This window comes from uncultured Subdoligranulum sp., assembly GCF_963931595.1.
Classification (GTDB): domain Bacteria; phylum Bacillota; class Clostridia; order Oscillospirales; family Ruminococcaceae; genus Gemmiger.
Window position 1 is genome coordinate 2,958,138 of record NZ_OZ007030.1, and the last position, 21,364, is coordinate 2,979,501.

Annotated in this window: 21 protein-coding genes and 1 pseudogene; 6 read left to right on the plus strand and 16 right to left on the minus strand. The window is 48.5% G+C overall.

Translation table 11 applies throughout. The features are described 5' to 3' along the window. The first annotated feature begins 152 nt into the window (after positions 1-152). Positions 153-674, plus strand: a complete 522-nt coding sequence (locus ABGT73_RS14075) for a helix-turn-helix transcriptional regulator (RefSeq protein ID WP_346670270.1) — start codon at positions 153-155, stop codon at positions 672-674. 112 nt (positions 675-786) lie between these two features. On the opposite strand, the gene ABGT73_RS14080 is transcribed toward ABGT73_RS14075, so the two are convergent. Then, a complete protein-coding gene (locus ABGT73_RS14080) occupies positions 787-1,098 on the minus strand; it encodes a helix-turn-helix domain-containing protein (RefSeq protein WP_346670271.1) in 312 nt (103 codons plus the stop codon). Positions 1,099-1,229: 131 nt separating this feature from the next. On the opposite strand from ABGT73_RS14080, the gene ABGT73_RS14085 reads away from it, so the two are divergent. The 4 genes from ABGT73_RS14085 to ABGT73_RS14100 all read left to right on the plus strand — a co-directional run bounded on the left by ABGT73_RS14085 (position 1,230) and on the right by ABGT73_RS14100 (position 3,707). Beyond that, on the plus strand, positions 1,230-1,736 hold the full coding sequence (locus ABGT73_RS14085; RefSeq protein ID WP_346670272.1) for an SLOG family protein: 507 nt from the start codon (positions 1,230-1,232) through the stop codon (positions 1,734-1,736). Between the two features lie 61 nt (positions 1,737-1,797). Next, the gene (locus ABGT73_RS14090; protein ID WP_346670273.1) at positions 1,798-2,151 is read left to right on the plus strand and encodes a type II toxin-antitoxin system RelE/ParE family toxin; all 354 of its coding nucleotides are present in this window, start codon (positions 1,798-1,800) and stop codon (positions 2,149-2,151) included. Between the two features lie 277 nt (positions 2,152-2,428). Further along, positions 2,429-2,701 carry a helix-turn-helix transcriptional regulator gene (locus ABGT73_RS14095; protein ID WP_346670274.1) on the plus strand — a complete coding sequence of 91 codons (273 nt, stop codon included), beginning with the start codon at positions 2,429-2,431 and terminating at the stop codon, positions 2,699-2,701. 433 nt (positions 2,702-3,134) lie between these two features. Beyond that, positions 3,135-3,707, plus strand: coding sequence for a hypothetical protein (locus tag ABGT73_RS14100; protein ID WP_346670275.1), 573 nt, complete (start codon positions 3,135-3,137; stop codon positions 3,705-3,707). Positions 3,708-4,065: 358 nt separating this feature from the next. On the opposite strand, the gene istB is transcribed toward ABGT73_RS14100, so the two are convergent. The 14 genes from istB to ABGT73_RS14170 all read right to left on the minus strand — a co-directional run bounded on the left by istB (position 4,066) and on the right by ABGT73_RS14170 (position 19,960). Beyond that, the gene (gene istB, locus ABGT73_RS14105; protein ID WP_346668185.1) at positions 4,066-4,806 is read right to left on the minus strand and encodes an IS21-like element helper ATPase IstB; all 741 of its coding nucleotides are present in this window, start codon (positions 4,804-4,806) and stop codon (positions 4,066-4,068) included. A 2-nt stretch (positions 4,807-4,808) separates the two neighbouring features. Beyond that, entirely contained in the window at positions 4,809-6,347 is a 1,539-nt protein-coding gene (istA, locus tag ABGT73_RS14110) for an IS21 family transposase (protein WP_346668184.1), read from the minus strand. A gap of 269 nt (positions 6,348-6,616) precedes the next feature. After that, on the minus strand, positions 6,617-7,348 hold the full coding sequence (locus tag ABGT73_RS14115; protein WP_346670276.1) for a SprT family zinc-dependent metalloprotease: 732 nt from the start codon (positions 7,346-7,348) through the stop codon (positions 6,617-6,619). Between the two features lie 5 nt (positions 7,349-7,353). Next, positions 7,354-10,458 carry a type I restriction endonuclease subunit R gene (locus ABGT73_RS14120; protein WP_346670277.1) on the minus strand — a complete coding sequence of 1,035 codons (3,105 nt, stop codon included), beginning with the start codon at positions 10,456-10,458 and terminating at the stop codon, positions 7,354-7,356. After that, positions 10,455-11,516 carry a hypothetical protein gene (locus ABGT73_RS14125; protein ID WP_346670278.1) on the minus strand — a complete coding sequence of 354 codons (1,062 nt, stop codon included), beginning with the start codon at positions 11,514-11,516 and terminating at the stop codon, positions 10,455-10,457. Before ABGT73_RS14125 ends, ABGT73_RS14120 begins: the two co-directional genes overlap by 4 nt. A gap of 142 nt (positions 11,517-11,658) precedes the next feature. Then, positions 11,659-12,480, minus strand: coding sequence for a hypothetical protein (locus tag ABGT73_RS14130; RefSeq protein WP_346670279.1), 822 nt, complete (start codon positions 12,478-12,480; stop codon positions 11,659-11,661). A 70-nt stretch (positions 12,481-12,550) separates the two neighbouring features. Further along, complete coding sequence (locus tag ABGT73_RS14135; protein WP_346670280.1) at positions 12,551-13,108, minus strand: hypothetical protein; 558 nt, start codon at positions 13,106-13,108, stop codon at positions 12,551-12,553. A 109-nt stretch (positions 13,109-13,217) separates the two neighbouring features. Then, on the minus strand, positions 13,218-13,874 hold the full coding sequence (locus tag ABGT73_RS14140) for a DUF4145 domain-containing protein (RefSeq protein WP_346670281.1): 657 nt from the start codon (positions 13,872-13,874) through the stop codon (positions 13,218-13,220). A 4-nt stretch (positions 13,875-13,878) separates the two neighbouring features. Next, on the minus strand, positions 13,879-15,126 hold the full coding sequence (locus tag ABGT73_RS14145) for a restriction endonuclease subunit S (protein WP_346670282.1): 1,248 nt from the start codon (positions 15,124-15,126) through the stop codon (positions 13,879-13,881). 10 nt (positions 15,127-15,136) lie between these two features. Continuing rightward, on the minus strand, positions 15,137-15,853 hold the full coding sequence (locus ABGT73_RS14150; RefSeq protein WP_346670283.1) for a hypothetical protein: 717 nt from the start codon (positions 15,851-15,853) through the stop codon (positions 15,137-15,139). Between the two features lie 23 nt (positions 15,854-15,876). Continuing rightward, entirely contained in the window at positions 15,877-16,887 is a 1,011-nt protein-coding gene (locus ABGT73_RS14155; RefSeq protein WP_346670284.1) for a virulence RhuM family protein, read from the minus strand. Continuing rightward, a complete protein-coding gene (locus ABGT73_RS14160) occupies positions 16,884-18,413 on the minus strand; it encodes a type I restriction-modification system subunit M (RefSeq protein WP_346670285.1) in 1,530 nt (509 codons plus the stop codon). Before ABGT73_RS14160 ends, ABGT73_RS14155 begins: the two co-directional genes overlap by 4 nt. After that, positions 18,410-18,856 (minus strand): restriction endonuclease subunit S, encoded by a 447-nt coding sequence (locus ABGT73_RS14165; RefSeq protein ID WP_346670286.1) that lies wholly within the window; start codon positions 18,854-18,856, stop codon positions 18,410-18,412. Before ABGT73_RS14165 ends, ABGT73_RS14160 begins: the two co-directional genes overlap by 4 nt. Positions 18,857-19,342: 486 nt before the next feature. Then, positions 19,343-19,960 (minus strand): helix-turn-helix domain-containing protein, encoded by a 618-nt coding sequence (locus ABGT73_RS14170; protein ID WP_346670287.1) that lies wholly within the window; start codon positions 19,958-19,960, stop codon positions 19,343-19,345. Positions 19,961-20,445: 485 nt separating this feature from the next. Between ABGT73_RS14170 and ABGT73_RS14175 the strand changes: the two genes are divergently transcribed. Then, positions 20,446-21,006 (plus strand): zeta toxin family protein, encoded by a 561-nt coding sequence (locus ABGT73_RS14175; protein WP_007047949.1) that lies wholly within the window; start codon positions 20,446-20,448, stop codon positions 21,004-21,006. Between the two features lie 12 nt (positions 21,007-21,018). Here the strand turns inward: ABGT73_RS14175 and ABGT73_RS14180 are convergent. Next, positions 21,019-21,211: pseudogene (locus tag ABGT73_RS14180) on the minus strand (tyrosine-type recombinase/integrase); the annotation flags it as partial. Positions 21,212-21,364: the final 153 nt, after the last annotated feature.

Genomic DNA, 21,364 nt, shown 5'->3' on the forward strand with positions numbered 1-21,364 from the left:
ATTATAATTCGCAAAAATGCGAACGTCAATATATTTCGCAAATTTGTTACAATTCCCTTGTAAAACGGGGACGGGTAGGGTACAATGAATACAAAAAGACGCGTCCACGGAAAATCCGTGGACGCGATAACGGCTTGGAGAGGAGCAAAACCGTGACGACCGGCGAGAAGATCAAACGGATACGCCGCCATCGGCAGATGACGCAGAAGGAACTGGGAGAAAAGATCGGATTGGGCGCAGGCGGCGCCAACCGCATCGCCCAGTATGAGATGGGGTACCGGATTCCCAAAAAGCCGCTGCTGGAGAAAATGGCCGAAGCGCTGAATGTGTCTGCGATGGCCTTGTCGGAAGGCGGAAACGGCGCTGCCGCCGATATGATGGAGCAACTGTTCTGGCTGGATGAGGAAGTGCCCGGTATTATCAATCTGGTCCGTACACAGCGGTCCGAGACCCGGTACAACGCCAACCAGGATTTTTCGTTGCGCTATGATGACAACGATGACTGGCCGCCAAACAGCCCTGTGGCCATGTGGTTCAATTCGACGATCCTGAACGATTTCCTCAAGGATTGGGCGGAAGTGCAGCGGAAGCTTCGCCAGGGGGAGATTACCGAAAAGGAATACTTTGAGTGGAAGATTTGTTGGCCGGAGAGCGCAGACCTGGCTGGATTGTGACAACCCAGGCGGCAGTGGAGGAAGAGCGAAAAAGCGGAAGAATAAGAAGGGAAAAGTATAATTGCTCTAAAAGAAATAGCGGCGAACGCAGAATTTGCGTTCGCCGCTCTTTTTATATGTCTCGGTGGTAGGATTTAGCAACTTGCAGTACAATGCGTTTCTGCTCCGGTGTTAAGGATACCCAGGCATCCAACAATTCCTTCACATCCGGTGTCATCTCAACCATGTCGCTTTCCGCAAAAAATTGGGAAAGTGTGATACCGAATGCCTTGCAAATAGCCTCTAATGTGGGAATCGTGGGCAGCGTGTTGCGTCGGTAAATATTGGAGATAGTGGACTCGTTCAGCCCGGATACCTGCGCAAGGCGGTATTCCGACCATCCGCGTTCTTGCAATAGCTTACGAAGTCTTTCCAACACATCCATCCCGGTACCGCCTTTCTTAACAACAGTGTACCTGATTATATGAGTGGAAAATACCTGCAAGTTGTCGGGCAAATACCGTTATGTTAAACTGTATTTACCCGACAGATAGCGGGTAGAAAGGCGGCAATGGCATGAACTACACAGAAAAGGAAATGCGGAGCTATAGATGCTGCTTCACAGGGCATCGGCCAGAAAAACTGGGAGTTACAGAAGAGAAGATAAAGATGTTGTTGTCCTCTGCAGTGGATGATGCTATAGAAGGAGGAATTTCCACGTTTATTACCGGAATGGCACGTGGGTTTGATTTATGGGCGGCAGAAATGGTACTGCAGAAAAAGGAAAGATATAAGCAAATACATTTGATTTGTGCGACGCCATTTCCAGGTTTTGAACGGAGCTGGCAAGAAAAGTGGCGTCTGCTATACACTAAAATTGCGAGAGAAGCCGATCTCCGGGTGGCTATTAGTGACAGGTATTACAGGGGATGCTTTCAGAAACGAAATGAGTGGATGGTACGGCATTCAATGCTCGTGATCTCAGCTTATAATGGCCAGCCAGGGGGAACAAGAAACACCATGGACTTTGCTGAACGATGTGGAGTGGAGGTGAGAAACATTTTGGGTGGAAGCAACGGTTGACAGACACATATCGTATATGATATAATGTTCTTGCTTTCATGAGAAAGGGGGTCTGGAAAATATGGAAGTTGAGTTTTACAGTACACCGGCAGGTGATGAGGTCGTCGGAGAATTTTTATCGTCATTGCCGGACAAGGATTTGGCGAAGGCGCTTCGAGGAATCGAACTACTGAAACAGATGGGATTGGAACTTCGTGAACCCAATGTAAAGCACTTGGAAGGTCCAATCTGGGAACTGCGTATTAAATTCTCTACAAATGCCTATCGTATTCTGTATGTTGTCTGCGATGAAAATACGGTAGTATTGCTTCATGGCTTCATGAAGAAAACCCAAAAAACGCCGCGTACAGAAATTGCAATCGCGAAAAGTAGGTGGGCAGAGTTAGAAAAAAGAAGATCACAAGAGGATAGATGACAGGTTCCAACAAAAACACAATTTAGAAAATGCTAGTATGACATCATAGTTGCTAATACAAACGACCTAATTGATACTGTTGATAAAACTCATGAAAATGCTGTTGCTGAAAATGCAATAGCATACATAAAACATGAAAATTACTATTGCTACACAAGCGATAGTTTATATAAAAGTACAGATGCATGACTTATATTATCAATAAATGAGTTAGTGCATAATAATGTCTGAGCGATAAAAACAATACTATTGCGAATGACTATGAGGTATATTTAAAATGAATTTCAATGATTACAAGGCCAAAATTTTTTCGGAGCGTCCGGATGTCAAGGAGGAATATGAGGCTCTTGGCCCTCAGTATGAAATTATCTGCGCTGAAATTAAATGTCGTAAAGCACTTGGAATAACCCAGAAAGAATTGGCAGAGCGAATGGGAACGGCGCAAGCTAACATTTCTCGGTTTGAAAGTGGCAGTTATAATCCTTCTTTGGCTTTTTTGCAGAAAATGGCGCAGAGTTTGGGAAAAACATTAAAAATTTCTATGGAATAGGAAACAAGGAGCGAAAGCATCAGCTTTCGCTCCTTGTTTTAGCTGGGGCCTCTGGCGGTAGGATTTTTGTTCGGTATATAATAAATCACTTCGGCCCCACAATTGCGTGCCGATGTAATCATTTTATGTAGACAATAAATGTTGATATAAAAATTCCTATGCGAATGCCTCTTAGATGTTAACTACGAATAAAACCATGATATTATCAAGCGTTCTCTTGAAAAATAAAGATCCGTTTATAAGGTGGTAAGACTTTGACACCGGTTTCTCGTTCTTTACATAAGCTGTAAAATTCTGCTTTCATTACAAAAAAATGAAGTACCGAACTATAAGAAGTTGAGTTTGTTGGCAAGAAAAAATGGCATTTGGACGTTGCAACGAAGGACCGGCACGGTTTATACTGTAAGTAAAAGAAAAACGAGGAGGCACCCTCATGGCAGACGTGGAAAAACTTCGCAAGGTCAAACAGTGTATTGATAGCCTGGCGGAAGGACTGAACCCTTTTACCGGACAGCCTTTGCCAGAGGAAGATATTGTCAACGATGTGCGGGTGTCACGGAGCCTATTTTTGGCATCAGCGTTTCTGCAGGAGCAGATGCAAGGAACAACGGCCAAGAAAACCGGCAAAAAGCAGGCTTTCCAGTTGAGCCTGGAGGAACGGGAACAGGTGGAATTTTCTTCCCAACCCATTCCTGCCAGCGAGCTGGCCCGGCGGATGAACGATGCTGTCGGCACACAGGACTGCAAGAAGATCAGCTATCGCCAGATCACCGATTGGCTGGTGGAAGTAGGGATGCTCAAGCTGGTGGAAAATGCGGTGGGTACTCAGCGTCGACGTCCCACCGATAGCGGGGAAAAGCTGGGAATATCGGTGGATAACCGGGTAGGACAATATGGCCCTTATCAGGTGGTTTTATACAGCGAGGATGCCCAGCATTTTATTGTGGATAATGTGGATGCCATTGTGGCCTTTACGGCAAGTAAAGAAAAGGGCACACAACGATAAGTGTGAGGTGAGCAGAGAAAACGACACGTGAAAAGGTCGGCTTAGGTAAACAGATGAACATAGTGGATGCAGCGGCCAATCTAATAATTTTCTAATTATGATTATTAGAATCATGATTAGCAAGATAGTTTTCATGGTACTTTTTCTCGTGTCCCTAAAACAGACTTGGTAGTGTTTGCGGTGCCCCCAAAATTCCTGGAAGCCAACTGTAGCTTATCCGTTACATGCGTACGCCGCTCAAAAAGTGCAGCTTGACCGCAGATGATGGTGCATCGTCACCGGCGGAATGGTGCACCCATTTCGGTGAAATGGTGCATGGTGGCCGCGGGCGTGGTGCACCGGGCCACCATGCAGGGAATTACTCGGGGATGCCCTTGCGCTTGCGCATGGACTCGCCCTCAATCTGGATGGTATAGGCGTTGTAGATGATCCGGTCACAGATGGCGTCGGCCAGGGTGGGATCGTACAGGTTTTCATGCCACTCGCTGGTGTCATACTGGGAACAGAAGATGGTGGAAGCCACCTTGTTCCTGGCCTCTACCAGTTCCAGCACATCCCGGGCCTCGGCCTCCTTGAGGGGATAGAGCAGCCACTCGTCCAAAATAAGCAGTTTCTCTTTCCTGAGCTTTTTCATGTAATCCCGGTAGGTTCCGTTGGCCCGGGCCACAGAGATCTCCACCAGCAGATCCGGCAGACGAATATACCGCACGGAATAGAAACTGCGGCTGGCAGCCATGCCAAGGGCGCAGGCCAGATATGTCTTTCCGGCCCCGGTTGCTCCCAGGATGATGACATTGTGCGCTTCCTGTAGGTAAGTGCAGGATGCCAAACGCAGGATTTGTTCCCGATCCAGCTTACGCTCCGGCAGATATTCGATATTCTCCACACAGGCGGCAGGATCCGCGTAACCAGCGTTGCGGATGAGGCGGGTCAGGCGGTTGCTTTTCCGGGCACTCCACTCCGCATCTACCAACATGGCAAACCGATCCTCAAAGGAAACGGTCTGGAATTGGCTGTCCTGCAGCTGGGTTGAAAAGGCTTCCGCCATGACGCCCAGGTGCATCTCCTGCAGCTTACGTACCGTTTCATTGCTCAGCATGGTCATTCCCCCCTCTTGTAGTAGTCGGCGCCTCGAGTGAACTTATGGGCTTTGGGCTCTTGCGGTTTGGGTAGAGCATCCTCATCCAGCAGCTTGTCCTGCCCGGATTTCAGGATAGACTGGACGCTTTTCAGGCTGGGGGAGGATGTGTAAGAGAGGGCTTTCCGACAGGCGTTCTCCAGCCGCTGCGGGGAATAGCGCTCTGCCAGTTTCAGCAGGGCCATGCAGGACTTGTAACCCTGCTGTTCCACCTTGTGTGCGGAAAGAAAGAGTCGTACCACAGCAGCGGTGTGCTGGCCGATTTGCTCTGCCCAGCGGGTGAAACGCTCGCCGTTCCACTGCAGGTATGCCTGGTGGTCCGGTGGCATATGATCCTCCACCGTGCTGTACTGGTTGGGACGACCTTGAAGCCGCAGATGGGAGGCGATACGGGTGCCAGAAAAGAAGATTTCTACTGTGGTCCGGGTAAGGCGCACATCCACTTGCTGCTTGATATACTCATACGGCACGGAGTAGTTCATATGCTCCACACTGATGTGGTAGTTATACTGGACGGTTGCCACTTTCCAGACTGCCAGCTCGAAAGGAACTGCCGGCAGCGGCTGCAGAAAGAGCCGCTCCTCGGCAAAACAGGATGCCCGGCTTCCTTCTCGCTTCTGAAATGGCTTGTGGTTGAAGGATTCCAGCTTCTCACGGATTGCCTGATTCAGTTCCGCAAGGGACAGAAACTGGCGGTTGCGCAGAGCAGCCAGGATCCAGGTAGAGACCACGCCGACGGAACCTTCTACAAAGGCCTTGTCCTTGGGACTGCGGGGCCGGGCGGGGAGAATGGCAGTGCCGTAGTGCTCCGCCATCTCCTGGTAGGATTTGTTGAGCACTGTTTCTGTCCGGGAGTTCTTGAGTACTCCAGCCTTGAGGTTGTCCGGCGTGAGGATACGGGTGACCCCGCCGAAATACCGATATGCGTTGACATGGCCGGTGATCCATGATTCCTGCTTCATATCCAGGAAGGCCTCTGTGTAGGCGTATCCGCTGTAAGGGAGCACCGCCACAAACAGATAGGCGTCCAGCCGTTCCCCGGTGTCTGTGTCCACCAGAGCTGCGGTCTGGCCCGCCCAGTCCACCTGCATGGTCTCGCCGGGCTTGTGTTCCAGGTGCATGGTAGCTTTGGTCTTGTGGACATAGTCTGCGTAATACTTGTTGAACTGGGTGGACTTGTAGGGCAGCTCACCGCTCTGTCGGCATTGCTCGCAGTATTCCACCCACAGCAGGCTCAGGGTGACGCCACTCTTCTGCATTTCACGGTATACCCACTCGTAGTCCGGCATCTTGTAGACAGGGGTCTTTTGCTCGGTTGGAAATAAACGCTGGGAAACTTCCTGCTGCGACATGGATTGCGCTTGCTGCCAGTCAAGTTTCTGTTCCCGAGCCCGGGCTAATGTGCGTGTGACCGTGTTGCGACCGCAACCAGCGGCATCTACGATCTCTCGGTGTGTGAGTCCAAGACTTTTCAGCCGAAGGATCTCTTTGTGATTGACCATGGTAAGGCCTCCTAAAATGAATTTGCATCTGACGATGCTGAACTCATTTTAGTGGCTATCCTGTCAATGCACCATGGCTGCGGTGACCATGCACCATTTTAGCGGTTTGGCTGCACCATTCGTGCGGTCTGCACGCACCGTTTCAGGCGGTGTATTCACTTACAAAAATCCCGATAAAAAATCTATAAACAAAAAGCGGAAGGTGGAGCTTACCTTCCGCTTTTGTATAATTTGAATATTCTGAGTTTTTTCTAATAGCACGGTGCCACTTAGAGCCACAAAACGCAATTCTTTTCAAGCTCAGTTTTTCGCTCTTTCCAGTCCGGCATGAACATGGTAAGAAAGGCGTAGAACTGTTTGGAGTGATTGGGATGAACCAGGTGGCATAGCTCATGAACAACCACATATTCAATACAATTTCTGGGGGCTTCCAACAATTGCTTATTCAGCGTAATGATCTGCTTTTTCGGAAGACAGGAACCCCAACGGGTTTCCATGGAACGGATACGAAGCTGCGGTTTTGCCACGCCATATTTTTGAAAAGGCGGATAGGCCTGATCTAAAACTTCACGAAAGATCGCTTCACATTGACGGTCCAAGTATCGGGTAACCAACCGTTGCTTTTTGCTGAAGTCTATGGTGTCTTTGACGTTCAGAAACAGATAAACGCCATCCGTATATACGGTTTCTTTTGCGGCAGAAGCAACTTTCAGGCGCAAACCACGCCCCAGAAAATAGAAGGTTTCCCCACTGACATACTGTTTGGGCTGGGGAGAATATCGAGCAATTTCAGCAAACTTATTCTGTGCGGCAAAGATATAGGAGGCTTTGCTCAGAATAAACGCATCGATCTCTGAAGTGGGAACATCGGGATTGGCAGAAAGAAATACACGGCCATCCTTGTGAATTCGCAGATTCAGATTTTTAACAGGCTTTTGTTCCAGAAGATAGGAAATCTCCCGGTTTTCACAGCGCACATGGCGCATCATCTCAGATGCCATCTTTGTTAAAACCTCCGCAGTGCGACTGTTTTTACGTTTTCAATGATCTTGTCTATGGTATCAAAGGAGAGTTTCAAACCGCGCTCCTTCTCGTAGTGGTAGAACAAGTCATCGATATCTTGGGAAATACGGTCGTGAATGGTTTTGTTGTTGGTCCAGTCAACCTGACTGTGAGCTGCGATGATTTGGGTAATTGCAATGGACATTTCGGCAGCAAAATCAGATGAAACCTCTGCTTCTTGCGCTTCATCGAAGATGGCAGACAGGACGCCATAAAAAGCCTGGGCGTGTACATTGTTCTTGATGGACTCTGGGTAGGCGATGGTGCTTTTTCCGGCATGATAATCTTCCATGATGGCGCGCATCTTTGCCAGATACTCGGCTTCTGTAATAACTTTTTCTTTGTATTGCTCCAACGCGGTTTTGATACGCTTGGAAAAACTGTCATAGTAGGCAGGGTTTTCCTGATATTTGGCGCTGATGCTTTTGGTTAGCTTGCTGGTAATGGCATCTGCTTTGGAACGGGCGGAGCCCAGACTTTCCAGTTCGCGCTCAAAATCATCCTTGTTCAAGATGTCAATGGGGCTGGTGATCTGCTTGAGACCGGCTACCGAAAGATGTGTATCCAGCAAGTTCTGCATTAAGGGTTCATATTCCCGGTTGTCGATGGCATCACAATAGCGGATTTTCACGCTGCGGCGCACTTTGGAGAAGAAGGCAAAGGCAGACTGATAGCGTTTCAGCTCCGGTTTTGGAAGCGCTTCGTAGGCCTGCTCTGCATTTAATACCAAGTTAAGGGCGCGGCCAAAGGCGCACAGACGGTTGTAGAAGGTCTCGCGGCGTTTATCATCTGCCAGTGAAACTTCCACGGCTTCAGAGTCCTGCGGATTCTCCAGGGAAGCAAATAGTTCCGTGAGTTGAGTGTAGGCCTCCCGCAGCGACCCGATGGACGACATGACATCCACCACAACACCTTTGAGATCGCCACTGTCGAAGTTTTCGAGTCCGGCACCGCTGTACAGATCCATAGCGGTATCCAGCTTTTCAATAAGGCCACGATAATCCACGATCAAACCGTAGTCTTTTCCTTCACACAAACGGTTGGTGCGGGCAATGGCCTGTAACAGGCCGTGCTCCTTCAACTCCTTATCGATGTACAAAACCTGGCAGATAGGGGCGTCAAACCCTGTCAGCAATTTGCTGCAGACGATCAGAATGTCGATGTCACCGGCGCAGAACTGGTTCTTCATAGACTCTTCGTAGGTGTCGGCATCGCCATACCGATTCATCATCTTATTCCAGTAAGCCAAAACTTTGTCGTCGGTACCCTCATCTGCATCGTCGACGCTTTCCCGCATATCCGGCGGGGAAATCACAACAGCACAGTTCAAATCCCCGAATTGTTCAAAACATTCCAGATAGCGTACAGCGTCCCGCTTATAATTGGTGGCCAGCATGGCTTTGAAACCGGTGGCTTTGAATCCTTCGATGAAGTGGTTGTTGATATCCAACGCGATACGCTTGATTCGGGCATTGGTGGAGGTAAGACGGCGGATGCTGCTCCATTTACGGGAAAGATCATCCCGCTGGGCTTCGGTAAGTCTCTTAGTAGTCTGTTGGAACCAAAGGTCGATGTTTTCCTCATCCACGTTCTGATCTACAAAACGACCTTCATAGATCAGCGGAACAATCGCACCATCGTCCACACCGTCCTGAATGGTGTATTTGTGAATCAGCTTTCCAAACTTGGCCACGGTGTTTTTCTCTTTTTTCATGAGAGGCGTGCCGGTAAAACCGATGTAGCAGGCATTGGGGAAGACCGTGCGCATGCGAGTGGCCAGCAATCCATAGTTGGAACGATGACTTTCATCCACCAGGAGAAAGACATCCCGGGACAGATTCTTGTGCTCCAGCTTTTCTGCCGTGTTGAACTTGTTGATAATGGTGGTGATCACATCGGCACGGCCATCCTGCAACAGGTCTACCAGATTGCGTCCGCTGGTGGCCCGGGCGGGATTCAGACGGGTGTGAGAGAAGGTGGCGGCAATCTGACGATCCAGCTCTTTGCGGTCAGTAACGATGATGACCCGGGGATGGCAGGAGGAAAGCTCCATCAGCAGATATTTGGCCAGCATAACCATCGTCAGGCTCTTGCCGCTGCCTTGCGTATGCCAGATGACGCCGCTTTGCCGGTTGCCTTTTTCATCGGGTTGCTGGATAGTTTTGATAATCTCCTGAATGGCAAAATACTGCTGGTAGCGGCAGATTTTTTTCGCGTTGGCATCAAACAGAACAAAGTAGCGGATCAGCTCCATCACACGGGCAGGGGTGAAAAGAGAAATCAGGTTACGGTCCTGCTCGGTGGGAATGCGGTCATGGATATACCGGGCAAGGGCATCTTTCAGAAAGTCAGTGTCCTGCTCTTTCCACACGGTCCAGAATTTTTTGGGCGTGCCTGCGGTGGCATATTTTACGCTGTTTTTGTTGGTGGCCAGTACAATCTGGGCAAACTTGTACAGCTGGGGAATGTATTCTTTCTGCTGGTTGCGGATGTTCTGTTCCACAGCCTGCTCTACACTGATCTGTGGTGCTTTGCACTCGATGACGGCAAAAGGAATGCCGTTGATAAACAGAACCAGATCCGGCCGGGCGTTGTGCAGCTTATCACGGCTGTCAACGGCGAATTCTTCGGTTACATGGAACAGGTTGTTTTCTGGATGCTCCCAGTCGATATACCGCAGGTTGAAACTGAGTATTTTCCCTTCGCCCACGGTCTCGGGGTAGCTTTTGCCCAAAAGCAGCGCATCGTAGATCTTTTCGCTGGCGCGCACCAGACCGTCCGTGAGGGGCTCGTCCAGATCGTCCATGGCACGTTCGATGTTGGCAGCGGAAAATTCATTTTCCGCACCGGCAAATGTGTACCGGTTCAGACGGCGCAGCTGTCCGCGCAGAATGTCTTTCAGCAGCACATGATACCGGCTGCCGCGCTGCGCTTCGCAGTCTTGCGGCGAAATATAGGTATACCCCATGGACTGCAACAGATCGAGCGCAGGCTGCTGGCTGGCAGTCTTTTCACTATACAAATCGGTTGTGATGGGAAAATCCCTCATGAATGGTCTCCTTTTTCCCAGATGACATCTTCAAATTGGTGCTGTTGTATTGTTAAATCATCGCTCTGTAAAACCCGCTGCGAAGACAACTCAATGGTAATGGTGGAATCGTTAATTCGCGCTTCCGTCAGGACATATTGGGAGTCATGGCGATAGGCAACCACATAGGAAGATTGTGAATCTGTATAGATCCAGAAAGTGTTTTCTGTAGTTGTGATGGCTGTAAAGCATAGAAGGGAAATCTCTGTGATAAACACTGTAACAACAAAGATTATGTAATGGGAAACGCTTTGGTCAGAAAGCCGGTGTTTTTTCCTTTTCCTTGTCAATAAAGCACTGCATTTTCCGATACACTTAGTAAACTCTTCTTTGGTTAGCATACTTTCAGTATGGATGGAAGGGTTCTTTTTTGCTTGTCGGAGAGACTTTCTGAGTTTTGAGCTTGGCAAAAAGTCCTTGACCTCGGACTTGGCAAGGGTACGGGTGAAGAATAAAAGCATGATAAGTACCAATATCCATGCTACTATCAATAGAGGTGAAAAAGAAAAAAGATTATCTGTAAGAAGGAGGTGAACAAAGATAACAAGGACGTAGATGAAAAGAGCAAGGACACTTTTTGCAACTACTAGAATGATCCATCCATTCCGTTGCATTTGAATACCCGTTTCTGTAAGTTGTTTTTCTAAGGTTGGGAAGTACTTTGTTTCGCCGTTGAGGTGGGTGCAGTGCAAGTAAGTAAGAAGAGCTGAGAACGAAAAAGAATTTTCGAAAATATTCAGCAGTATATTACAGAGTCCAAGTACAAGTAGGATATACAGCAAGGAGAGTGCAGGGTAATAAATAGCATTCCCTTCAAAAGGAAGGCCCCACTTTAGTATATTGATGTTCCATTTTTGCAATTTGATATATTGGTACAAAAATGCCAGAGCATTGGCGACAACCGCTAATACGGCTGTCAAGACAGAAACGGCGGACAATAATATACCTGGATGCCCTTTAAAATAATTATAAATGCGGTAAGTTTCTTCATTGGTGGAAGGCTTTTTTTCAATTTCCATCTGGTAAACCTCACAGAAGATGTTGGAAAATTATAGGGGAAAACGATCTCGACCGTGTGATCCTTTTAATCAAGAAATAAAGTGATAAAACGTGACTACACAAAATGGCAATAGGCTTCCTTTGAATGGGAACTACAAGCAGTTATTTTTTCTCGAATGTCCCATGAACGCACAAGCTACATAAAGATCGGTACTTTAAAAGCCCGGTAAAAGCACTTTTTTGAATTCGCCCTTGAGAGTGGAGAAGATTGTAAATATCATCGCTTTTATTGTCGAATGAAGGCCCTTCCATCACTGTTATTGAAGAAAGAACAGAATCTGGAATCTTTATCATGATTTTTTCATTACCATCAACAACATAAGGTAACTCGATGCGGATCCTGACTTCATTTTCATATCGCCAAGCAGCATTTTTTATATATCCAGTCATTTGAGGAAAGGTATCTACACCGTTAAGGGCAGGAACATTAACGGTTTCAAGAGTTTTGTTCTGGTGGGAGAGAAGTAGGTTATCACTACGTGCTTCACCACTGACATACACAATGTCATTCAATGTAACATCGGCATGTATGGAATCGATGGGGGCACCATCCCATATGTACACCTCTTTGATTGCGTGAATCCAATTTAACATTTCTGTTTTGGGAATAGCAATTCGAATGGCATCTGATGCAGGCTGACCGTATAACCCCCACATGGCCATGTTCTCACTATAACCGTAAGCAAAACTGCCAATATAGGTCTTATCCCATATTGGCGGCGCACCTTTCATGAAAGCTTCCTGTTGATCGTTAATATTCAAAGAGTTCCCTCGGGTTAGCAAGAAAGATGAATTCTCGTATATTTTCAAAAAGCTGTCCCAAGAAGTATAGTGATAGTAATAAGTGTGGCTTTCGCCCTTGTCCTTCAAGTAAGATATCAAGGCGTCAACGTCAGTCACGTCTTTCAGCTGCTTTGCACACATATATATTCCTCCCTTGGCGTAGAGCGTAGATATATTAATAGGGCCGGACAAGCGCATAATGATAACCGAATTATGGTTTTTTTACATGCTTTTCTATCTCATCTTTTATGATACGGCTTTCTGTTTTGCAGAGAATGGTTTGTTGATCATCGGAATAATAGAAAAAGGTGCGCTCATCCGGATTTGAAGCAAAAGCTTTCTCCATGAACCGGTCTACGGCATATTCGTATTTATCCTTATCGACATCTACAGGCAAAATAAAGCGATTGTTATCAATGACAAATTGAATATTGGCAGGAGATTTTTCGATTTTACCACCTTGTATCTTGTAGAAGGGGTGATGGTGAAAACGCTTCCAAATCAGTCTGCATAGGTATATGATCCCGTCATAACATGCACTGCTTGCCAATCCTTGGCACAGTGCAGTCTGTGTTTCCGGTGCCAGCAGAATTTGCAGCACAGGGAAAAACCATTCAAAAGGAGAATTTAAGAATTGTGGTTTTGAATCTTGTTCGATTTTTAAATGGAGATTGTAAGGAACAAGACTGTTTTCGATTTCTTCGATTTCGTCTTTCTGAAAACAGTCGCAAATGCATTGGATTATTACATCTGGAGCAGTTGTGTTCATAATTTTACCCTGTACTTTCAGTTGGTAACAATGAGAGTTGGTGCATAAGAACGCTTTGGATGACAAATGCCTGGACCAAGACTATAACATAAAGTGTCGGTTAGGAGTGCTATGGCTTTATACCATACTTCTCTTCAATCTTTTTTAAAAATTGCTCCTGTTGTTTAGGCTTTATGAAGAGATAGTCAAATAGCTCCAAGATCAATTCCAACATGATATCGGACTCGCCCTTTTCTACTTCGACAACTTCTCCGGTATTGGTACTCTTCTTAGGGTGGGCGCCAAAGTTGGCAACACGACGCATGATTTGGAGCATGGTAATTAGATTAGAAGGAACTTCGCTTCTTTTTTCAAGCTCGTCCAATTCTTGCTCAAGGTTCCTTTTTTCAATGTGCAGTTCTTCGTGCAGTAACATTTGCAGTAAGTACCGGCTTAGCGTTGCACTGGAACGAGGGCTAATGTTATTGACAAGCTCGCTTTCATGGAACAAACTTGCGTATTTTGGGGGAATTAAAGGATCTAGTATAGTGGGCTTTTCCTGGGGAGGGTACAGACGTTGCTCCGTTTCGATAGATAAAATTACGTCACCCTGAGGGCCGAAACCTAATACTTTACCGCTTTTCATGACAACAATGGGCTTTTTACACTCGGGGCAAAAACCGACTTCTATAGTGACACCAGGACTGCCATAAGTGCTTTCCTGATCGAAGAAGTCGTAAGTATCAGTTTCCAAATGGATACCTGTTCCACAATTGGGACATTTCATCCGATCACCTCGTTACTCTCACAATCCCTGTCAGCAAAAGCTGCATCAGGGCTTTTTTCTTTTGCTTCTCCTGCTCGATATCCTGACGAAGCAGGTCGATTTCCCGGTCGGCAGTGGACAGGACTTTGGCGATGGCGGTTTGCTCGTTGAGAGATGGATATGGGATTTTTATGCGTCCGAAGTCCTCGTAACTAATTTGTTTTCCATCGCGTATGCCATATACAGCGATATTTAAACGATTGATGTAGTCTGTGCTTTTAAAAAACTGTTTGTAATACTCGTCAGATATTTTTTCGATGGATTTCAATACTGTATAAGCGGGACTTACGATGCCAGTATAGTCTGAATATTCTATACCGCCTTGAAATGAACGCAAGCTGATGACGAAATTCCCTTTTTCAACTTTTTTATAGGAGGAAAGCGAATCTGCCTCGTATTTTATATCGATACCAACCTGATCCCGAGGAACAATACCGCGATCTTGCGTTGAAGACAAAACTTGTAGATCCCCAGAATGTTTTTTGTCCGTTATACTTTTGAATATTTCGCGTGCTGGTATATATTTCCAGACACCTTCAAAACCGGGTAGCCGCCTTTTGCCTGTCAGCAACTGCTGCATGATATATTTTTTCTGCTGTTGCTTTTCGGCTAGGCGTTTCTCTTTCAATACAATGATAGAATCTTGCGCAGAAAGGATATCAACAATACTTCTCCGTTCGCTGCGACCAGGGAGCGGGATGACATAATTTCCCAATGAATCAACTTGAACGCGTTTCTGCCCTGCGGACCCAGTCATTTCTCGTTCTAATTTTTGCCGAAAAGAGTGAGAAATGGTGTGGTAAAAAATAAAATCACCATCTTTTTTGTTTCGTAGAACATGAAATTCAGTGCTGCCAAAACCTGTTTCGGTTTGAAGCGTTTTGGTGTTGGCGCCTTTCCCGTTTTCAAAGCAAGGAGTGATTTTAGCAACGAGAATATCACCTCTTTCAAAAGGGGTAAGGCCGCTTTTGATCTGGTGTATATCCATTTTGTGCTGAGCTATAATATGGCCACTGTCGTCAACGTCTGACATTCCAAGAAAGGTGGTCTGTGCCGGTTCCTTTTTCTTTCGGGGGGGATTGATTTCGCAGATATCTTTTAGCTTTTTGGGCTCCCAGCTGTCGGGAATGATTCCAACTATGGCTTTTTTATACTCTTCCGGCACCTCGCCCCGACGGATCTGCTCTATGCGCCGTTTGATTTCTGGATTCATATACTACCTCCTATTGGGTATAACCCAAGGCAAAGAATATTAGGTCAATTACCAGTGGAATAAAAATTCCAAAAATATGTCTTATTTTTAGGCTCTTGCTTAAATAGGAGGGACCGAAGGCAAACTCAACATTTGGATAAGCTTTTTCTATCAGGCCGAAAAGAAAAAGGTTTACTGACATCAATATCATGCAAGATAGGCCAACTATAGCGGATTCCTGAGAATTGCTGAAGGAGTTTGGAAAGAGCCGGCTTAGTGACCAAGAAAAAATAAGGGACTCAACAAGACTGGCGATTGCAGAAACAATATAGTTTGCGAAGGGTGGAAAGGTGATTTTTTGATGTTCCATCTCGTTTATAATGGTTGCCATCTGGTTACAGATGGAATTATACCAATCCCGGTCTATGCTACTAATTTCAATTGTACTTTCTGTTGGCAAAAGGAACGAATTGTATATGCGAACTGTGATTCTGCGTTCAAACTCCTTGGATTTATAGGTGAACCAAAGGCGCTGACTTTGCCTTTTCCTGAATTCATCGCTTGACAATATCGCTACACTATCATTGCCGGTGAGACTGCTTTGATCTTCAAATAGAATTTCGTATTCCTCCGTATAATCACCGGTGCGAAACTGTGAGTGAAGCAGGTGCGCTATACGAAGAACATCATCTTCTTTTATGATCTTCCCTTTGATAGTCAGCGTTTTCTTATACTCGATGTTCCCCATGTGTATCATTCCTTAGCTTAAGTTCACGGTTTGAGACGTTTTACATCTGCCGTCAGTTCGTCTACATCGTCCTGGGCTTCGAGCTTACGGCGGTGCGCATCGTACTGTTCGTACTGCGTTAAAGCCAGCTTTTCGGCTACTTCCCGCTTGACGGTACCGAAGTTTTCCAGGACATCCCGGCCATTGAACCGAAGAAAATCGCCCAACTTATTTTCCCAGTCGGCCATGTGCATGGGATGGCGGCCTTTTGCCTGCAGTTCCGCGTAGTCCAGGTACATATTGACAATGAGGTTCAGCGTACTGATTTCCTCCTGTGTCATGTAGTTCTTCGCTACGGTGACGTCACCACGGCGGACTTTGGCTCCTTTGAAATTGGTAAGGCCCATATTGTCCTTGGAGGCATCGGCCCGTGCGGCGATGATCTCCGGTGCTGTGTGACCGGTAGCTGCATATTCCAGCTTGTTCTGCACCGATTTGAAGAAATTTTGGGCGATTGGACTTTTGCTGTCGTAGTCGACAGAGAGGGCGAAGATCTCCTTGACTTTCTGGTAAACGCGCTTTTCGCTGGCTCGGATGTCCCGAATGCGTTCCAGCAATTCGTCGAAGTAATCTGCGCCAAACTCCTTGGGATTGCGCAGGCGATCATCGTTCAGGACAAACCCCTTCTTCATGTATTCGGTTAGAATCCCACTGGCCCACCGGCGGAAATGCATACCGACATTGCTGCGCACGCGATAACCAACTGCAAGAATCATGTCGAGATTGTAATGCTTAATTTCTCGCTGAACCTGTCGGGACCCTTCCTGACGAACTATCCGGAAATTCCGGATAGTTGCCGTTTCGTCTAGTTCACCGTCTGCAAAGATGTTGCTGATATGTTCGTTAATTGTACGGACATCAACCTGATATAGTTCGGCCATAGAACGCTGGGTCATCCAGATGGTGTCCTCCTCAAAGTAGACATCGATCTTGGTGTCGCCTTTTTCGTTCTGATAAATCAGGATTTTGCCGGTGTTTTCCAGCTCGTTGCTCATAACCCCAGTTCCTCCAGATACTGTTTCATCTGTGCCTGTACCTGCGCCAGTTCCGCTTCGATATTGGCAATGTTGCGCTGTACCTCGTCGATGTCAACCAGTTCTTCCTCCTCAAAAGTATCCACGTAGCGGGGAATATTCAGGTTGAAGTCGTTCTCCCGGATTTCATCCAAAGAGGCAAGATAACTGTATTTATCCACGGTCTCCCACTTCTCGTAGGTGGAGACGATCCGGGCAATGTCGGTGTCGCGCAGAATATTCTGGTTCTTGCCCTTCTCAAAATTGCCCTCCCCGGAAGCATCAATAAACAGCACATCCCGCTGCGGACGATTTTTCTTGAATACCAGAATGCAGGCCGGAATGCCGGTACCATAAAACAGATTGGCGGGCAGTCCAATCACGGCATCCAAAAGATTCATCTCCACCAGCTGGCGGCGGATTTTCCCTTCGCTGGCACCACGGAAGAGGACGCCATGGGGCAGCACGATGGCCATGCGGCCATTTTCTGCATCCAGGCTGGCCAGCATATGCAACACAAACGCGTAATCACCCTTGGAAGTGGGCGGGACACCCCAATCGAATCGGTGGTAAGGGTCCAGTTCGGCCGTCATTTTTTTCTTGCCTTTGCTGTCCGCCTCCACATCCGTCAGAAAGCCGCTGTCCCACTTGTCCAGGCTGAAGGGCGGATTCGCAACAACGACCTGGAACTTCATCAACTTGTCATTTTCGATGTTCTGCGGGTTGGATAGGGTATCCCCCTGCCAGATGCGGGCGTCATCCACCCCGTGCAGGAACATATTCATCGTGCACAAAGCCCAGGTCTGAGCGTTGAGTTCCTGGCCGTAGATGGCGACCTTGCCGCTGGGCACCTTTTTATAGGCTTTCAGCAACAGGCCGCCGCTGCCGCAGGTGGGGTCGTAGATACGGTCATTCTCTTTGGGCTTCACCAGGGAAGCCACCAGTTCGGATACCTGGCTGGGAGTGAAGAACTCACCACCCTTTTTGCCGGCGTCCGACGCGAACATGGCGATCATATACTCATAGGCGTCGCCGATGATGTCAGCGGAGCCCAACTGGCTGGGACGAAGATCCAGCTTGTGGAAATCTTCCAGCAGATTGCGGAGCGTGGCGTTTTTCTCCTTCACTTCCCCGAAATCCACTTGGGAATTGAAGTCAATGGCCCGGAACACGTTGCGCAGCTTTCCGCTGTTGTGCTCTTCAATGCGGGACAGTGCTACATTGATCATCTGGCCGATCTGCGACTCACTGCGGTGATCGTACAGATAATCAAAGGTGGACTCTTCATCCATGGCAAAGCGCTCACGGCTCATGGCGCGCTCCACACGGCGCATATCACCCTCATACTGTTGGATGTACTCCTGGCGTTTCTCCTTGGAAACGTCGCTGAGATATTTTACAAACAGCATGGACAGAATGTAGTCCTTGTACCGGGAACTGTCGATTTTGCCGCGGAAGCTGTCGCAGGCGCTCCACAAAACTTGTTCAATGTCGTTTCGGGTTGTCATACAGAAGTACCTCGTTTCATAGATGAATCTTCCCGCGCAAGAATCGCGGCGTAGTATTTTTCTTTTTCCTCTGCCAGTTGATGCAGCAAGGCCGTTTCGCGCCGGGCCAGTTTGTGAATTTGTCCGATTCGTTCCTGCTGAGCAATCGAAGGAACATGAAATTGGAACTGCGTGAAGAAAGAGGCTTTCACGGCGCTGAGTACATTACTCGTAGTGCTTGTATAGATCCGACGCTTAACAGCCGGGGTATTCAGCAACCAAAAGAGGTAGTCCGGCAACAGAGTGTTGCTTTCCGTTCGGATGATCATGAAATTGGAGGAGACCACCAGACCGGTGGTTGTGGAATCAATGAGTGCGGCAGTGTATGGTGTGGTCAAGCGGACAATCACGTCGCCCGGCTGGGTCAGATATTCCGTCTTGAGAGGCTCCGACGCATGAAACACGCTGAGGTCCTCCTGGGCGATACTGCCATCGGGGTGAATGGAACGAAGTGTAAGAAGGTTATAGCAGTACGGTGTGGGCTCTCGGGACTCTTTGCGCGCTAGCACAAGCCCGCTTCGTACGGAAGCAAGTTCCTCTAAATGCATAGGCTCACCTCTGAAATGTCATGAAGTAAAAATAACGCGTACAGAGAACAACTCAACCTCTGCACTCAAGAGTATAAAGGGTGGGATAGGGTTTGTCAAGGAAAATTGTGTCATGGATTAAAAATAACGAAAGGAACCTACACAAATCACACCTATATATCAAGAGGGAAGATAGGATGAGAGCTTCTGAATATAGATGTGTGCATCGTTTTGAGTGTGTGAAGGGGGGGGACAACAGAAAGCGCGCATCACTTCTGTTGGATGGAACTTGAACAAAGATAAAGAAGCACCTCTACAGTGTGAAGGTGCCCCTTTGGAAAATACGAGATTTTTCGGTATCAGTCACCTTTTCATGTCAGCAATCTCCCGTATCATCCTATAATGTTTCCCACTCTTCCTCGTGATCCGGTTATAATCATCCGAAACCAGATAGTCCAGCAGCCATGTTTTCGGCACCATGAACCGTGGGCGGCGCTGGATGGTGCGCAGGCGGCCCTCGGTGCACCAGCGGCTGACGGTGTGGGGCGTGTAGCCGGTGAAGCGGGCAATCTGCTCCACGGTCAGCACGTCGGGGGCGTCGGCCAGCTGCTGCTCCAGATAGCGGCGGAGGAGCAGGCGGCTGACGATCTCGTAATCGAGAGTGCGGGTCAGGGACACGGCGGGCGGCTTGCGCTGGGGATAGTTTTTATACCACCCGCTGGGAGGAGCGTAATACTCCGGCTCGGTCAGACGGCGGCACAGGTAGGCGGTCACATTCGCCTTGGCGATCTTGTAGCAGCGGGTGCGCTTGCCGGTGTGGATACAGGGCACCAGCCCGCTCTGCAGCAGATACAGCGAAGTACGGGTGCCGATATGGCAGGCTTTGCGGAAGTCGTTGCGGCTCATGGGATCGGGATAGGGGGCCAGCAGCGCGTCGATCTCCTCTGCCAGCCGGTCTTGGGAAATGGTTTGTTCGTTCATGGTCGGATTCTCCTTTGATGAAATTCGGACCCGGAGAAACCGTATCTGTACGACAAGATTCTTGAATTTTGGGGTGATTTTCCCGCCTGCGGGAAAATTCTGCGCCGGGACAAACCGGCCTAAACCCGCCCCGGCGGGCCGGATGCTGTGCCGGTTATCTTGCACGGTATCTTGCATTTTTCCCGGAAGGCGTTGCTTTTCGCCCCAAAGGGCAGTACTATACTTTTACTTGTACCCACGCGGTTTTATGGGCAGATGCGCCGAAACTCTCCGTGGTGTTGTCAAAATAGACCGGACGAAACGGCCCGTTTTGACCCTGGGGGAGCACAGACGGCATTGGGGACACAAAACTCGAAATGCTTTAGGTCTCGAGAGAGGCGCGTGGGTTCGACTCCCACCATCTCCGCCAAATCCCTCAGGAATCTTCCTGAGGGTATTTTTGTATTTTCACGGCAAGAACCCCTTGCCGTTTGGGAGGAAGCGCTATGCCGACATTTACCATCGTGGGCGGGGTCAACGGGGCAGGCAAGAGCAGCCTGTCCGGTGTGCTGAAGGATTGTTTGGACGACTTGGGCGTTATCGTGGACCCTGACAGACTGACCGCCCAGCACGGCGGCGATGAGTATGCCGGGGGCCAGGCTGCCGTTGCCAAACTGCAGGACTGTCTGGCCCAGGGCATCGACTTCACCGAGGAAAGCACCCTTTCGGGCAGCTTCTCCCGCAAAATGGCCCGCGCGGCCCGGGACAAGGGCTACACCGTACGACTGTACTATGTGGGCCTGGATACTGCTGAGGAATCGGTCCGTCGGATCGCCAACCGGGTGGCCCGCGGCGGCCACGACATCCCGACCCAGGACGTGGAACGCCGGTTTGCCCGGCGTTTCCGGGACCTGGGCAAGCTGCTGCCGCTGTGCAACGAGGCAACCTTCTATGACAACGACAACGGCTTCCGGGTGGTGGCTTTCTATCGCAACGGGGAACTGCTGCCCGCCACCGATACGCCACCTGTCTGGCTCACCGACCTGCGTCGGGAGCTCGCGCTCTGAACCAATGTAGGATTACCACCGGTTTTCCGGCAGTTCCTCCGGCAGCGGCAGCGCCTGCTCCATGGTGGCGGCGCTGAGCTGCTTGGACTGGGAATCCAGGTGGGCGTAGATGTTGGCCGTGGTAGAGATGTCACTGTGGCCCAGCCATTCCTGGATCTGCTTCATGGGGCACGCCTTGTTTCAGCAGCAGGCTGGCGCAGGAGTGCCCTTACGGTATAATTACGACAAACCGGAAAAGCCCCGTAGAATCAAGGGTTTTGAGGTTTTCAGTCTGATTTTTTCATCCTTTTCCAAACCGAAAAATCATACTGAAATAAGTCGAATTGCAGGAGGTGTTTCATTAACGACAAATGAATAG

Excerpts from the sequence above, each read along its gene's own strand:
- ABGT73_RS14080 (WP_346670271.1), bottom strand. The coding sequence starts at position 1,098 with ATGGATGTGTTGGAAAGACTTCGTAAGCTATTGCAAGAACGCGGATGG.
- ABGT73_RS14085 (WP_346670272.1), top strand. The coding sequence starts at position 1,230 with ATGAACTACACAGAAAAGGAAATGCGGAGCTATAGATGCTGCTTCACA.
- ABGT73_RS14090 (WP_346670273.1), top strand. The coding sequence starts at position 1,798 with ATGGAAGTTGAGTTTTACAGTACACCGGCAGGTGATGAGGTCGTCGGA.
- ABGT73_RS14095 (WP_346670274.1), top strand. The coding sequence starts at position 2,429 with ATGAATTTCAATGATTACAAGGCCAAAATTTTTTCGGAGCGTCCGGAT.
- ABGT73_RS14100 (WP_346670275.1), top strand. The coding sequence starts at position 3,135 with ATGGCAGACGTGGAAAAACTTCGCAAGGTCAAACAGTGTATTGATAGC.
- istB (WP_346668185.1), bottom strand. The coding sequence starts at position 4,806 with ATGCTGAGCAATGAAACGGTACGTAAGCTGCAGGAGATGCACCTGGGC.
- istA (WP_346668184.1), bottom strand. The coding sequence starts at position 6,347 with ATGGTCAATCACAAAGAGATCCTTCGGCTGAAAAGTCTTGGACTCACA.
- ABGT73_RS14115 (WP_346670276.1), bottom strand. The coding sequence starts at position 7,348 with ATGGCATCTGAGATGATGCGCCATGTGCGCTGTGAAAACCGGGAGATT.
- ABGT73_RS14120 (WP_346670277.1), bottom strand. The coding sequence starts at position 10,458 with ATGAGGGATTTTCCCATCACAACCGATTTGTATAGTGAAAAGACTGCC.
- ABGT73_RS14125 (WP_346670278.1), bottom strand. The coding sequence starts at position 11,516 with ATGGAAATTGAAAAAAAGCCTTCCACCAATGAAGAAACTTACCGCATT.
- ABGT73_RS14130 (WP_346670279.1), bottom strand. The coding sequence starts at position 12,480 with ATGTGTGCAAAGCAGCTGAAAGACGTGACTGACGTTGACGCCTTGATA.
- ABGT73_RS14135 (WP_346670280.1), bottom strand. The coding sequence starts at position 13,108 with ATGAACACAACTGCTCCAGATGTAATAATCCAATGCATTTGCGACTGT.
- ABGT73_RS14140 (WP_346670281.1), bottom strand. The coding sequence starts at position 13,874 with ATGAAATGTCCCAATTGTGGAACAGGTATCCATTTGGAAACTGATACT.
- ABGT73_RS14145 (WP_346670282.1), bottom strand. The coding sequence starts at position 15,126 with ATGAATCCAGAAATCAAACGGCGCATAGAGCAGATCCGTCGGGGCGAG.
- ABGT73_RS14150 (WP_346670283.1), bottom strand. The coding sequence starts at position 15,853 with ATGGGGAACATCGAGTATAAGAAAACGCTGACTATCAAAGGGAAGATC.
- ABGT73_RS14155 (WP_346670284.1), bottom strand. The coding sequence starts at position 16,887 with ATGAGCAACGAGCTGGAAAACACCGGCAAAATCCTGATTTATCAGAAC.
- ABGT73_RS14160 (WP_346670285.1), bottom strand. The coding sequence starts at position 18,413 with ATGACAACCCGAAACGACATTGAACAAGTTTTGTGGAGCGCCTGCGAC.
- ABGT73_RS14170 (WP_346670287.1), bottom strand. The coding sequence starts at position 19,960 with ATGAACGAACAAACCATTTCCCAAGACCGGCTGGCAGAGGAGATCGAC.
- ABGT73_RS14175 (WP_007047949.1), top strand. The coding sequence starts at position 20,446 with ATGCCGACATTTACCATCGTGGGCGGGGTCAACGGGGCAGGCAAGAGC.